13 protein-coding genes and 1 tRNA gene are annotated in these 15,089 nt (G+C 37.6%); 1 reads left to right on the plus strand and 13 read right to left on the minus strand.

Annotated features, from left to right (window positions below; genetic code table 11):
• Window positions 1-2 precede the first annotated feature (2 nt).
• From LEGAS_RS06700 to LEGAS_RS06745, 10 genes are all read right to left on the minus strand, one after another.
• On the minus strand, window positions 3-209 hold the full coding sequence (locus tag LEGAS_RS06700; protein ID WP_010382901.1) for a hypothetical protein: 207 nt from the start codon (window positions 207-209) through the stop codon (window positions 3-5).
• A gap of 1 nt (window position 210) precedes the next feature.
• On the minus strand, window positions 211-1,038 hold the full coding sequence (locus LEGAS_RS06705; protein WP_013231788.1) for a Cof-type HAD-IIB family hydrolase: 828 nt from the start codon (window positions 1,036-1,038) through the stop codon (window positions 211-213).
• A 49-nt stretch (window positions 1,039-1,087) separates the two neighbouring features.
• The gene (locus tag LEGAS_RS06710) at window positions 1,088-1,540 is read right to left on the minus strand and encodes a SprT family protein (RefSeq protein ID WP_013231789.1); all 453 of its coding nucleotides are present in this window, start codon (window positions 1,538-1,540) and stop codon (window positions 1,088-1,090) included.
• Window positions 1,541-1,616: 76 nt separating this feature from the next.
• On the minus strand, window positions 1,617-2,102 hold the full coding sequence (locus LEGAS_RS06715) for a GAF domain-containing protein (protein ID WP_013231790.1): 486 nt from the start codon (window positions 2,100-2,102) through the stop codon (window positions 1,617-1,619).
• A gap of 279 nt (window positions 2,103-2,381) precedes the next feature.
• Window positions 2,382-2,630 carry an acyl carrier protein gene (locus LEGAS_RS06720; protein ID WP_010382894.1) on the minus strand — a complete coding sequence of 83 codons (249 nt, stop codon included), beginning with the start codon at window positions 2,628-2,630 and terminating at the stop codon, window positions 2,382-2,384.
• Between the two features lie 53 nt (window positions 2,631-2,683).
• Window positions 2,684-3,730, minus strand: a complete 1,047-nt coding sequence (gene plsX / locus LEGAS_RS06725) for a phosphate acyltransferase PlsX (protein WP_013231791.1) — start codon at window positions 3,728-3,730, stop codon at window positions 2,684-2,686.
• A 178-nt stretch (window positions 3,731-3,908) separates the two neighbouring features.
• Window positions 3,909-5,294 (minus strand): amino acid permease, encoded by a 1,386-nt coding sequence (locus LEGAS_RS06730; RefSeq protein ID WP_013231792.1) that lies wholly within the window; start codon window positions 5,292-5,294, stop codon window positions 3,909-3,911.
• 416 nt (window positions 5,295-5,710) lie between these two features.
• Window positions 5,711-5,784 (minus strand) — tRNA-Lys (locus LEGAS_RS06735).
• Window positions 5,785-5,944: 160 nt separating this feature from the next.
• On the minus strand, window positions 5,945-6,526 hold the full coding sequence (gene rpoE, locus LEGAS_RS06740; RefSeq protein ID WP_013231793.1) for a DNA-directed RNA polymerase subunit delta: 582 nt from the start codon (window positions 6,524-6,526) through the stop codon (window positions 5,945-5,947).
• A gap of 25 nt (window positions 6,527-6,551) precedes the next feature.
• Window positions 6,552-6,992, minus strand: coding sequence for a YwiB family protein (locus LEGAS_RS06745; protein WP_013231794.1), 441 nt, complete (start codon window positions 6,990-6,992; stop codon window positions 6,552-6,554).
• A 152-nt stretch (window positions 6,993-7,144) separates the two neighbouring features.
• Between LEGAS_RS06745 and LEGAS_RS06750 the strand changes: the two genes are divergently transcribed.
• On the plus strand, window positions 7,145-8,500 hold the full coding sequence (locus LEGAS_RS06750; protein ID WP_013231795.1) for an HD domain-containing protein: 1,356 nt from the start codon (window positions 7,145-7,147) through the stop codon (window positions 8,498-8,500).
• A 66-nt stretch (window positions 8,501-8,566) separates the two neighbouring features.
• Here the strand turns inward: LEGAS_RS06750 and LEGAS_RS06755 are convergent, their stop codons facing one another.
• The 3 genes from LEGAS_RS06755 to LEGAS_RS06765 all read right to left on the minus strand — a co-directional run bounded on the left by LEGAS_RS06755 (window position 8,567) and on the right by LEGAS_RS06765 (window position 15,074).
• Window positions 8,567-10,927 carry a Xaa-Pro dipeptidyl-peptidase gene (locus tag LEGAS_RS06755; RefSeq protein ID WP_013231796.1) on the minus strand — a complete coding sequence of 787 codons (2,361 nt, stop codon included), beginning with the start codon at window positions 10,925-10,927 and terminating at the stop codon, window positions 8,567-8,569.
• 96 nt (window positions 10,928-11,023) lie between these two features.
• A complete protein-coding gene (locus tag LEGAS_RS06760) occupies window positions 11,024-12,304 on the minus strand; it encodes an MFS transporter (protein ID WP_010382882.1) in 1,281 nt (426 codons plus the stop codon).
• Between the two features lie 238 nt (window positions 12,305-12,542).
• Window positions 12,543-15,074 carry a M1 family metallopeptidase gene (locus tag LEGAS_RS06765; RefSeq protein WP_013231797.1) on the minus strand — a complete coding sequence of 844 codons (2,532 nt, stop codon included), beginning with the start codon at window positions 15,072-15,074 and terminating at the stop codon, window positions 12,543-12,545.
• Between the last annotated feature and the right edge of the window lie 15 nt (window positions 15,075-15,089).

Below are 15,089 nucleotides of genomic sequence, written 5' to 3' on the forward strand. Positions count from 1 at the left end.
ATCTACTTGTCCTCTTCTTCATTTAAGTATTGCTTACGCGATTGCCAAAAAAGCCAGGTAAATCCAACATTAACCATGACAAATAAAATGATTGTCAAACCAATTGTGACACGAGCAGGCCAATGTTGACTATCACTCAGCAAAAAAATGCCTAGAAATAGTATCAGTGTTATCACGCCAAGTATGACACGAGCAAACCAATTTTTCATATTAAATCACATAATTCTCAATAAAATCAGCAACTGCCGCATCATTGTTAGTCGTTGTTAATATAACATCAGCAATATCTTTAATTTCTTGTTTGGCGTTGGCAACAGCAACGCCGACACCTGCTGCTTTAATTTGTGCAGCATCATTTAAATTATCCCCTAAAGCAGCTGTATTAGCATGGTCAATATGTAGTATATCTGCCAATTCTAATCCAGTTACACCCTTATCGACCCCTTTAGGATTAAATTCAACATAACGGTTTGAACTAAATGTCAGCAAAACTGATAGCGCTAACTCATTTGTTACGTTATCAGCAATTTTTTGCCGTACGGCTGGCTCACTATGTTCAAAAATAACTTTCATAATTGGTTTTTCATTAGCTAAAAAAGTTAAATCATCACTCGTTATTTCAGTATATGGTACTTGTCGTTCGCTCATATATTGCTTATCAGCAGGTGAGATGTTATAAATAAATAATTTATCTAATGTGTAAATATGTGTATCAACGTCATCTTGAATTTGCCCAAGCTCAAAAATTTTTTTTGCTAAATCAAGCGACATATTGTGCTGGGCAACAACTTCTTCTTTACCATCAGGTTCAATAGCAATAATTGCCCCACCATTATATGACACAACATATTGTCTTGCCTGATTTAAACCTAACGTGTTCAACGTTCCAGTAACTGATTTATATGACCGCCCAGTATTTGGCACAAAATAACCACCATTTTGCGTAAACTTTTGAATCGCATCAATATTTTTTTGATGGATGGATCCATCATCGTTTAATAGTGTTTCATCAAGATCGGATAAAATCAACTGAATCATGTTATTCTCACTTTCGTATTTTGTCTACACTCATTATACCTGAAGACGGTCATTTATTGCTAGTTTGGCCCAGAAAGCGTATTTTTCCACCACACTGACCACAGCAATAATTTTTTTCTTGAAAACGTCGTTTTCGTGTCATATTATGTCCATTTTCACAGCAATATAGCCAAAAACATTGTCTTATTTGTTCCTGTTTTAAAGATGGCGCAAAGCGTGACCCACCCACTTGTGCAAGTAATTTTTTGAAATCTAAATCTTTATGTTGATATCCTCGTTGTTGTATGTGCAAATGATAATGAACTAATTCATGTTTAACGATACCTTCAAATTCTGGTAAATTAGCCATTTTTAAATTAAATTCCAAATCATGACTGACCAATAAATAGCGACCCCCGGTCGTTTTTAACCGTGTATTAAATCTTGCAATATGCTTGAATGGCAACCCAAAATATTTTTTTGAAATTTGCATGACAAGTACTTGCAGTTCATATTGTGTCATCACATACAGGCAATGCGTCTTATCAGATGTTTCCTGATCATTTTGCTTGATTTGTTCAACGTGATTCATCACCTAGCTAAATAGCGTTGACGTACTGTAACAATGTTTGAACAAAATGTTCTAAGTCAGTCTGTTCTTGTTTACCAAATCGACTGAGTTCTGTTGAATCAATATCCAAAACACCAATTTTTTGACCGTTTGCAGTGGTAATTGGTATCACAATTTCTGCATTTGAATCAACATCACATACAATATGTCCAGAAAAAGCACGCACATCTGGTACAACAATTGTTTCCTGCGTAGTAAATGCCTTGCCCACAACACCTTTTTCAGGTGTAATCAGAGCAGTGGCTGGTTTGCCTAAAAACGGCCCTAAAGCTAACGTATTCGTTTCTGAATGATACAAATAAAATCCCGCCCAATTCACTGCAGAAACGTTTTGAAATATAATTGCGGCAGCATTAGCATAATTAGCAAGAGTATATTCCTCACTAGTTTCACCTTTGATCCACGTGTCTAATAACTGCGAAATTAACGGCGTATTTCTTTGAATTTCTGACATATTCTAATCCTCAAATTTTTTCAAGTTTTTGTAGTTGCGCTTCAATTGATTAAAAAAACACTTCCGCACAAATATTTCATTTGTACAGAAATGCTAAACATGACATAGCGCTAATGATTTAGCATAACCGTTCAATCACAACGCCAACATGTTCATCATTCAGACGGACAGTGCTTTGTTTAAACAACATACTTTTTTGACACAATAGTTTTATTCAATGAACTTTCAAATTAGTATAAACTTATTTTTAGTAAGTGTCAATTAGGTTGTACCTATCTTTTAAATTTGATGTGCCACAATATAATCAACAGTTTGTTGCAATGTGATTAAGTTTTCTGAATCTTCGTCTGAAATGCTGATATTAAACATATCTTCAACTTCCAAAATCAATTCAACAAAATCAATAGAATCTGCATCAATGTCAGTCAAAAAATTTAAATCAGGTGTAACGGCAGAACGTTTTATATTGAAACGTTCTGCAATCTCGTCAGCCATCATATTATAGATTGCTTCTTTTTCCATAGCCATTACTGGTTCTCCAATATTTATTTAATCAATTATCTCAAGTGAATAGTATACCACTAATCAGTGAGTTGTGCATGCAGCACTTCTTTACCAGATTGGAGTTCCTCTTTGTGTGCTGTGATATACGTCTGTATATCTAGCACTAATTGATTATCAATCATTGTCTTGATTTGTCCCATAGTATTAGCCACAGCGTTCGCTTTTGCTGAACCATGTGTCTTAACCACTGGTGCTTTGACGCCCAAAATCACAGCACCACCAGCTTCATTGTAATCCAACTTTTTTTGAACCTCTCGAAAGGCTGGTTTAAGCAACGCACCGCCGATTTTACCTTTAATACCAGAGGATATAATAGCATTTTTAATTTGTTTCAACATCATTAATGCTGTACCTTCTGTTGCTTTCAAAGCGGCATTACCTGAAAAGCCATCAGCAACCACAACATCAGCGGTACCTTCAAGTAATTCACGTGCTTCGATATTACCAATGAAATTAAATGATGGTGCATTTTTCATTAACATATGTGCTGTTTTATGAATTTCATCACCTTTATCTTCTTCTGCCCCATTATTGAGCAGTCGAACACGCGGATTTTTGATACCTAAGACATGTGTTGCGTAAAAGCTGCCCAAAATGCCATATTGATATAAATGTGATGGTTTATTTTCTGCATTTGCGCCTAAATCCATAAACACAAATTGATCATGAGGCCCATCAAAACTTGGCAATGCTGATGCTAGTGCAGGACGATCAACACCTTTGATGCGACCAATCAAGAAAATTGCACTTGATAATAGCGCACCTGTATTGCCAGCACTAAATAATGCGTCTGCACGGCCTTCTTTAACAGCCATAGCAGCCTGTACCATCGATGAATCCTTCTTACGGCGCATCGCCTTCACAGGCTCGTCACCCATCTCTATGACCTCAGTCGTTGGAATCAATTCAATGCGTTCCCAATTTTGGACTAAGGGCTTAACCTTATTTTCTGTACCATACAGCTGAAATGCAATATCTTTATAGCGATCGCGTGCTTGTTCAATACCTTTAACAATTTCTAGTGGCGCAAAATCACCACCCATTGCATCTATTGCTATTTTCATAATTTTAGAAATGCTTGTCATCATCTAATTAAACAGTTATCATTCTAATTTTTGATTACCATTGTTATGATAATCAAAAATAAAGTGTACCGTCTTTATTCATAATGCCAAACATATTTCCTCCGTGTTTAATATTTACCTATTTTATCATTTATATCAATAACATGCTGTTAATTTGCTACTTATTTTTAGCATGCCTTTTACGTGTCAACAAAAAGATAATCGACATGATAATCAGAAATCCCAAACCAATAAATAGTGGTACTCGTGTATCCGGATTGATTACCATGTATACAAGCGTAATCAGCAGCATTATCATGGCAAAGTAATTTGTGTAAGGCGCTAAAGGCATTTTGAACGGATGCTCAACTAGATGTTGCTCATTTTCACGTCTAAACTTTATTTGACTCCACAAAATAATGAACCATGGTACCATACCAGGCAATGTACTAGCAGAATACACTAACACGAAAATATTTGAGCTACCACGCCAGAAAAAAGGTAATACTGCATTTAGTATGATTCCCAGAAAAATACCACCTGAAATGGCTAAAATTGGTAATGTGGGGACATGATGTTTTGATAATCCTAAAAATTTTGGTGGTAATTCTTTATTCAGTGCCAAGGTATACAACATACGACTCGAACTGAAAATACCAGAATTCAGCGCTGACATTGCTGCGGTCAACATCACAAAATTAATGATTCCAGCTGCTGCTGTAATACCAACACGTGAAAAAGTTTCCACAAACGGCGAACCGACTTGATCCAATTGATTCCATGGATATATTGTAATAATAACGAAAATTGCCCCAATATAAAAAATTAAAATTCGGGCAACAATTGATCTAATTGACGCCACAATTGCATGCTTTGGATTCTCGGTTTCACCGGCAGTAATACCAATCACTTCGATACCTTGATATGATGTCATAACAATTGATAAGGCAAACATAAATCCTTTAAACCCACCTGCAAAAAAAGGCCCATGCTGCCAAAGATTAGAAAAACCAATAGGTTGCCAATGATTACCAAAACCAAACAAAATAACCATTAGGCCAAGAACAATCATCAGAATAATCGTCACAACTTTAATCATGGAAAACCATGATTCCATATTCCCATAAGCTTTGACAGTGGTTAGATTTGCTAACGTTAGCGTTACCAATACAACCACTCCTGTTACCCAACTCGGAATTCCAGGAAACCAGAAGTCCAAGTACAAGCCAACTGCAATCGTCTCTGATATGCCAACTGTGAGCCACTGAAATACGTTTGCCCAGACTGTTAAATAGCCTGCTAGTGGATGAATGTATTTTGTTGCATAGTTTGCAAAGGATCCGACAGATGGATCAACATACAGCATCTCACCTAACGCACGCATGACCAGATAAAGCACAAATCCTGCAAGTGCATACGCCAATATAACGGAAACCCCTGTCCACTGAATTGTTGAAGCTGATCCCATAAATAGACCAACACCGATTGTCCCACCAAGGGCTATCATTTGCATTTGGTGGGACGATAAGTCTCTATTTAATTCTCTGTTTTGTTTTTCTGCCATTAGCAGTACTCCTCCAACATGTTTCTCCTATAATTTAAAGCTATCGGCGTAAAAAAAAGCGCCCCTAGAACTTAATCTAGGGGCGCTTTTGCGCGGTACCAACCCAATTTTAGACGTAAATATACGCACTCCTTAAAACAATTAGGTTAACGACCAATTACTCCGATGGTAATTTCAGCTTTTAGCTTATTCATACCAAACCTCAACGGTAGTCTTTGCTAGTTCCCTCCATCATTCTCACCATACATGATGTCTCTTATTCAAGGGTAATCTCACAAAATGTCCGTCTCAACGCCTGTATCTAATAATACTATGTTTTATCTCTTTGTGCAAATTTTTGAGAACAAAAAAAAGCAAGTAACCGAAGTTACTTGCTTTTAATGGAATATCCCAAGGTCTCCTGATTGTTAAATCAGTGCTCCCTCTCGGACTCGAACCGAGGACCTTGGGATTAAAAATCCCCTACTCTAACCAACTGAGTTAAAGGAGCAAACAATGCCGTAGCACATTTATATATATTACAGACATTCTTCTAAAAAAGCAACCTTTTTTAGAAAGTTTATTAATTATATTTGTAATTTTTAAAACAAACGCTGATGTACCAGTGTTTAATTGCAAAAAAAAAACGCTTCCGCGAATTTTCAATACAATCATTTTTCGATATCACCGTCGCTCAAATCATCTAAATCATTTGTGCCGGTAAGTTCTGTCAAATTTTCATCAATCGATTCATCATCGCCAACAGCAACATCTTCGTCATCGTCATCTTCGTCATCATCTGCAACTTCAGAATCATCAGCACCATTTTCATCGTTACTAACTTCACCGAAATCTTCATCTTCTGGATCATCATCATTGTAATCAATGACGTCATCATCTGTAGATGCATCCGCAAAAACGTTGACTTTCTTTGTAACTTTTTTACGCTTTGGTGTATCATCATCATCATCAATTTCATGAATTGATTCATCAATAGCATCAACGGGATACCAAGCTCGTAAGCCCCATTCATTGTTTCCAAGGGAAATAAATGAACCATCAGTATTTAAATCTGTATAAAATTGTGAGAGACGTGACTGGAACGTCTCGGCATCAACTGCCAAAAAATCCTGAATTTCTTGTACTAGTGAACTAAACGGCATAACGTTTTTATGTTCCGCCAAAATTTCAGAAGCAATTTCAACCAACGCTAATTCTTCTTTTGGGTGACTGCTTAATTGTGTGAGTGCCATAGTGCACGTCCTTTCGAGTTTCTAACTAATTAAGTTTACTAGATTTTTGCGTAAATTGCAACAAAATATCGTATTGCCCTATAATTGCATCGTTTGCGTAAAGATCATAGCTAATATTTGCCAAACCTGATAGCTGTATCACATCCAGTTGACTTGATAAGGCTGTTGTATATGTTTCTAACTGCATCTGTCCTGCTGGTGTCTGATAGTGCGCCGGTAATCGTTGTCCCTTTGAGAAAGAAAGCTTTGTCAACACATCACCACTCCGATTTAATCGCGCACGCTCACCTGCTATTTTAAATAACACTTTTGTTTGATTTTGACCGGCAATGACTTCCACATAACGCAAAAAAAATTCCCCATTTTTTATTAATACTTCCCCTGTTGTGTCAAATTCAAAAACTTCAGACTCGCCCGCTTGATTGATTGTTGTTTTTAAATAAATATTGACGTTATCATTTGCCATTCTATTTCTCATTTCAACTGTTTTAAAGTAAAATTCATTGTTAATGTGCCAAGTAAATACACTATTTCACTCTTCTGACGCATTAATACAACTTTTGTTATTATTTTCTTTAGAAATCAATTATAATATAAGAAAGACAAAAAGGGCAGAATATGTTAAAAGATAAATTATTGAACGAAAAAGTACTCCGTGATCCTATTCACAACTTTATTCATATTCAAGATCGAGTCATTCTTGATTTAATCAACACAAGTGAATTTCAACGCTTACGACGTATTCAACAGCTAGGTATCACAAGTGCTGTTTTTCATGGTGCTGAGCATTCACGATTTGGTCATTCTGTTGGTGCCTACGAGATTGCTAGACGTATCACGGAACACTTTGAACAATACTATCTGTCTCAAACACCTGATGATGGCTTATGGCAAAAAGACGAACGGTTAGTAACCTTAGCAGCAGCTTTACTGCATGACATCGGTCATGGTGCATTTTCACACACTTTTGAACACCTATTTGGTACAGATCATGAGGCAATTACACGCGAAATCATCACAGGCGATACAGAAATACATACAGTATTGGCCAGTGTTGCGCCAGACTTTCCCAATAAAGTTGCCAGTGTCATTGCTAAAACCTATGATAATCCACAAGTTGTGCAATTAATTTCTAGCCAACTAGATGTCGATCGTATGGACTATTTATTGCGTGATGCGTATTTTACTGGTACGAAATATGGTGAGTTTGATATCGATCGTATTTTAAGAACAATGAAACCGACTAAAAATGGCATTGCTTTTGACATTGCGGGTATGCACGCTGTTGAGGATTATGTTGTTAGCCGTTATCAAATGTACCTGCAAGTATACTTTCATCCCGTATCACGTGGCATGGAAGTGCTGCTTGAGCATTTATTGCAGCGCGCACGTGAATTATATCGTGCCAGTGGAACACATGAAAAAGACTTTGTTGGCCCACTACTGACACCATTATTTAATGATACGCCTCTAAATATTGAAGACTATTTACAAATTGATGACCATGTTTTTATGACTTATATTGCTATGTGGCGCCATCACCCAGATCCAATTTTATCTGACTTATCACAACGTTTCCTAGATCGACGGCCATTAAAATCTATTATTATTAATGATGAAACAGCCCCGCTGCTAGAAGATCTAGACCAGCTAGTTGGCATTGCCGGCTATAATGCTAATTACTACACAGCACGTAATGATGCCTTTGATCTACCTTATGATGATTACAAGCCCAACGTCGCCAAACCACGAACGCAAATCGACTTTGTATTAGATGATGGCTCACATAGAGAGTTATCAGAGTTATCGCCACTTGTTGCTGCCATTAAAGGAAAAGTGTCATTTGATAAACGATTCTATTTTCCAAAAGAGATGTTAAATATTGAACCTGACGAATTATTTGCGGATACTTTTAAAACATTTCGTAGCTATATTCACAATAATTCACTCACGACGCCAAATCCCGAGAGTTAAAAAATAACAGGTTAACTGAAATTGCCCAGCATTCACTAGGAGGTCGAGTGAATGCCGGACAATTTTTTATTGGGGTAACGTTAACTGACTATTTTCATAATCAATTGTGTAAGTAATATCCTGATTACCTCGTATCGTCATTTCAAAATCGGTGGCATAAATAATTAATCCTAATCGATGTCCCGCACGCAATGTGTACAATGTTGGTTGCAATTTAAGGGTTATTGAGACATATTCATTGGCGACTAATGCATCGTTTTGCCAAGAACTTGTGCGATTTTGCAAATTAATATGCCCAATAGTAATCATTTTGTGATTCGCATTTTGTAACTCAAATTCTTGTAACGCGACTTTGGCAAAATTAACGCCACGATCAACCATGACATTTTGATTAGTCGGGTGAGGCTTTATATAATCGTCCTCACCATAATCAATTAACATCGCACTGACCATCCCAATATTTTGCGATGATTTAACGCGCAAATGTAGAATACTTTCACCATTAATGACTTGCGTTTTTGCGATAAGATCACTTCTAAAATGTTGTTGTGTGTGTGCTAATTCTGGTACTTTTTGCAAAGTTTGATCACGCCAATGATTGAAATTCGTTGTATATTTTTTAAATAATACCTCAGGCAAATAATCCGTAAAGCTCCCTTCACCACCTGCAGGCGCTATGGTTAGTTGATTTGCTGCTAAATAATATGTCTTCTCATTTGCTGATATGCCCCAACCATTTAATTTATGCCAAGTTTGCGCTTGTGTGTTATCTTGCCAAGTCACTGTTGGTAAAATTGCTGTGGCGTTAATATCAAGATCTAATAACTTATCAGAAAACCACAAGTTGATTTGATCAGCAAAATCAAGCGACCGATTATTGTTAATGTTAATATGTTGTCCTTGATGCAAAATTAATTTATGTTGATGACCTTGTCCCTGCAGTGTTTGCCACAAACGATAAATTTGACGTGGCTTCACATTCCAATCGTTTAAGCCATGAACAGAAATGATATCTACCTTAATGTTTTTGGCCTGATTCAGATAATTTCGTGCATCCCAATAACCATCATAATTGCCATTTTGACGATCTTGAAACTGTTTCGTGTTATTCTGATAGGCATGCCAAGATTCTTGTGTGCGTGACCAATCAGCAGAATCCTGCATGCGACTATAAACTAATTCAGCTAACACATCCATGTCTTCACCTGGAAAACCACCAGGTGCAATCACTAAACCATTATCTCGATAATATTGATACCAATCAGAAATTGCCGCCTCAGAAATAATCGTTTTCAAGCCCTCAACACCCGTTGTGGCTACTGCGGTAGCTAACGTGCCTAAATAAGAACGACCAGTCATGGCAATTTTATGATTGGCCCAGTCGGCACTAATTGCAATCTGGCTTGTCCTGTCCGTGAAAGCTACACGATTGCCCGCTAGCCACTCAACGACGTTCTTCATCGACTCAACCTGTTCTGGTGAACCAGTGTCTTGCATGCCGTCAGAATGCCTCGTACCAATACCAGCAGCGTAGGCTACCGCAAAACCGCGTGATAGAAAATAATTGTTTAAGTCCCAAGCGCGACCTGCAAGATCTGTAAAGGTTTTTGTTGCAGTTGTTGTTACACCCGCAATTGCTCGTGGTAAAATTGTCTGGCTGTCTTTCAAGTCATGATGAGAAGTTGGCATGTCAGACACTTGCGTTGGTGTTTTATATGTCAACGGTTGATTAACGTCATGAATTTTCGCATCGTTTTCTTTCACCATCATTCCCTGATAATACGGTGATGCTGTAAATAAAACCGGTAATTTTTCAAGAGATCTTGGTCGTTGAATATCAACTTGCACAAGATCTAGTTGACCATCATTATCCGAATCGACTGATGTTTCTACCCAGACGGTTTCTTGAATTAAATCTGTCGTATCGTAAGTCACTAAGGACTTACCATTAAATAAGATACGCTGATTGGTGGCTTTAAAATAACCATGGCTTGCTAACTCGTCAACAAACATTAAGCCATTTTTCGTATGTGTGTTTAAAAGGACATACCACGCGTGATAAATATCTGATACGTCAGTTGTGGCAAGCCCAGTATTTTTAAAGACCTGTCGCCCATCAAAATTGGTCGCCTGCAATTCGTCGTCAAAGCCTAATAACTGTGCAGCAATTGTATAAAAAATAGGTATCGTCAACGGTTGTTGGCTTCTCAAAAAATCTAATATTGTTAACTCTAATGTGGCCAAATGATCGGTTAGCCAGTTATCTTCTATGGCATGACTATGGTACTCAGGCAAAGCCTGACGTATTAAATGATTCAAAATATCTGCCTTTTCCCATGTCTCATCATAAAAGCCAATTGTTGATAATTCAGATATTTCAGTTGCTTTATCCACTATTTTTTTGCCGAATTGTTGTATATTTGTCATTTTAACATGCCTTTCAATAATTATTCTCATTATACACCCATTAAGACGGCATCAAAAAATCCACAAATCATTTTGATTTGCGGACAACAAGATTCATTAATTTGTCTCTTGATACTGACTATTGGCCCCCAGTTTTTTAAAGTCTGGGATTGTTAGCATGAATGCCAAACTAATCAAGTACATAATTGTCAAACTCAACATAACTGCGGCGACATCATAATTATCCATGATCCAACCTATAACAACTGACGAGAAAGCGCCTAAAGCACGGCCCGATCCCATGAGCGTGTTAGCCGCCGTTGCTCTGATTTCTGCTGGGTACAGACGACTAATAACGGCACCAAAACCACCGTACATGCCATTAGAGAAAAAACCAACGATAGCGCCCAATATGGTTAGCGTCCACATATTATAAGCAAACGTAAACGTGTAAATCATGATAGCAGAACCAACCAGGAAAATAGCAAACGCCTGTCGTGGTCCAATTCTATCTAAAATATTCCCAAATGTCATCATTCCAACAGCCATTCCCAAAATAATTGGGATCATACCCAGATTCACATAACCTGCCGTCACAGTTGCAGTTATTCCCAACTGCTTTCTCATGATTGTTGGTAACCAATTCATCAAGCCATAATACCCAGACGTTTGGATAGTTAACATAATAATCAACACAAGTGACGTGTAAGCACGTTTTGGTGTATTGGCGATAAACTTAAAGCTGAATTTTTTTCGACCTGATTTATAATCTGATTTAAGTTGTTCAAACGCTGGCGTTTCTTTTAAATGACGACGAACAATATAAACGACGATTAGTGGTAGGAACCCAATCATGAATAAACCACGCCAACCAAAGGCTGGCATAATGAGCGTTGCTAAAATTGCTGCCAAAATAGCCCCAACTTGACCCCCAATTGCTGTAATTGAGCTCATTCTGCCGACACGATTAGCACGAAAACTTTCAGCAATCAATGCCATACTGACACCGTATTCACCACCAGTACCCATACCTAATAAGAAACGAGAGGCATAAATCGTGTGTGCATTATCTAAAAATGCTAGAATAACTGTCGCAAATGTCACTAACATCACGGTATATGACAAGACGCGCACACGACCAATGCGATCAGCTAATATGCCAAACAGAACACTACCAAGTAATGCACCCCAGTTAGACATGGCAGCGATAATACCACCCTGCGCGCCAGTAATGTGCAATTCAGCAATCATTGGTGCCAAGGCAAATGATAAAAATGTTGCGTCCATGTGATCTAATGTGAATCCTAGTGTTGTAGAGCCAAGGACCACTTTTTGTTCGCTAGTCATCTTGCTTGACATTAAATTGTCTTCTTTGTTACTTGTCTGACTTTGTGTCATTATAATTCCCTTTCAAAATGATTGCTCACTGGCAACCTTTATTTTGTCCGTTAAATATTAAACCATAAAAAATAGCAAGAAGCAATTAAACGTTTGACATTTTTATTAAAATACAGACATCTGTTTCTTTTTTAATCAAACTAAAACAGCTAAGTACTTCATGATTTTATCATTATCTTGATTTTTTATTTTTTTCTACAATAAAAAAAGAACCAAAATCATGGTTCCTACTTCGTGCTTATATATTATCAACTATTACTTGGTTCACTGCATTCCTTTCAGATTCGATTAGTGCCACACGACCACTAATCACACGTATATCCATTTTAATTTCACGGGTTAAGCCAGGTTGATCAATTTTTGGTTCAAAAAACAACCTAAACTCTTCTAAACGTTCAGCTGTCTTTAAAATACTAGCTACCACAGTAATATAGGTTGTAAATTCCATATCACCACCAACTTTAGATTCTAACCAATCCCAATCTTGGCGTAACCAATCCCAAGCAGCTTGTTGACCATGTGGATTACGCAAAACACTCCCAAACCATCCCCGTAAATCTTGTGGTTTAATCACATCTGAATTTTTAAATGCCGTCACTAATTGACTCATAAGTTGTGGATCTGTCACACTCGTAATCGCCGCACGCAAATCTTTTTTGTAACTTGCATCAGAGGACTTGCGATAATTTAAGAACAACGTATCAAATAACGCCTGATTGCCGTAATTTTTAACTTCATTACGGATAATAAACAACCGTATTTCTGCTTTTAAATTCTGCAAGTCGCCCTCATGTGTTTTGAATAACTCATGTGCTTGTGTAGTTGCTTCTGTATTTTCAGCAAATAACGCCGCAGCAACAATATAAGGACGCGTTAATTCATCATCAAGTGACTCATTATTTTTTGCATGCCAACCTAACCGTTCAAATTGCTGACGACTCAATTTATCATAAAACTGTTTCAAGTTTTTTTCTTCATCAGAATCAGGTGTCATAAACTGACGTAAGTCTTGTGCAACAGCATATAGCGCATCATTAACAATCTTGGATTCACTATTAGCAAAACGTAAGAGTAACGGTACAATTTCTGAAAATGCGATTTGTCGTCCCTGAGCAAGTATATGCATATCTTGAATGATTTGACGTTGTGTAATCGCATCTAGTTGGTCAACATTAGTTAAAATATCTTGTAGGAGAGTGGCGTCATATTTGACAATAAAATGTGACTCATTTCTCATGTTGAGATAAAATGCTTCGCCCGCATCTCGTCTTAACGTCACATAATCACCTAGAACAACCTTTTGTTCAGCCATTATTTTTGGCGCTACTTCATAGTTACTGTTAATAGGAATTTGCCACAAACGATTGGCAGCTTGTCCTTCTCCGATAAAGAATTGTTGCTGTGTTAAAGTTAACTGACCATCAATCACTTCGGCAGAAATGACTGGATATCCTGGTTGTTCTAACCACGAATTCATGATAGCTGCAATATTTTGCCCGGAGGCCTCACCCAAGGCTTGCCACAAATCAGCACCAGTGGCGTTATTATATTTATGTGCAGCAAAATAATTCTTCAACCCTTCACGCAAAGCATCATCGCCAATTAACGCACGTACCATGACAAGCATACGTGCACCCTTTGCATAAACAATTGCGGCATCAAACAGTGAATCAATTTCAGCTGGATGATTTACTTGAACATGCACAGCTTGCACGCCATCGGTTGCATCACGATGCAATGCTGCTGGTACATCAGATATCTGGAATAATTCCCAAATATGCCAATCAGGTTCAAGCGCGTCAATCGCAACATATTCCATCATGTTAGCAAAACTTTCATTTAGCCACAAATCGTCCCACCATTTCATCGTCACCAAATCACCAAACCATTGGTGCGCGAGTTCATGAGCAATCACTGTTGCCACAACCTGTTTAGCTTCTAATGCCGTATTGTCTGGATCAAGTACCAAATACGCTTCACGGTAAGTGACCAAGCCCCAGTTTTCCATGGCGCCCGCTGAAAAGTCAGGTAATGCCAGTTGATTTGATTGTGATAATGGATAAGGTGTTTGATAAAAGTCTTCAAAAAATTCAATTGAACGTTTAGCGATATCTAATGCAAAATCAAGTGTTTTAGGATCATGTGCCTTTGTCGCATAAACACCAACCTTAACCCCACTGTCCGTTTGCGTTTGCTTTTTTTGTAACTCACCGAATGCAAAGGCAACTAAATAAGTTGACATTTTGACCGTGGTATCAAAATAATGGATATCATTTTCAACGCGTAGTTCTGGCATATTAGCCAATATCGTTTCGTCTGCCTGTTCATCAAACTTAATGGCTAGATCAAATGTTGCTTTAGCCTCTGGCTCATCAATACAAGGAAAAGCTTGGCGTGCAAAATTAGTCTCAAACTGTGTCCCAATAATTTGCTTTTTTTCGCCGTCAATTTCGTAGTAAGAAGGATAAATACCCATCATCGTATCAGTTAACGGTGCGGTGTAGTCAATGGTTATCTGTATTTCCCCAGAGTTTGGTAATGTTATATTAAGTGCATCGCGTTCACTATCAAGCATAAAGGGTACTTGCTGACCATCAACTTGTACAGTACTAACAGACAAATCTTTTTGATGTAGGGCAATTTTTGAAGTTTGCGCTATCCCTGAAATCGTTGTTTTCCCACTGATTTTTTTTGCCGATCGATCGATATCCAAATATATATCATAGTGATTCGGTTGAAATGAATTATAAAATCGTGTTAATTTAGCCATAATTTCTCCTTGGAA

Source organism: Leuconostoc gasicomitatum LMG 18811 (genome assembly GCF_000196855.1).
Lineage (GTDB): Bacteria > Bacillota > Bacilli > Lactobacillales > Lactobacillaceae > Leuconostoc > Leuconostoc gasicomitatum.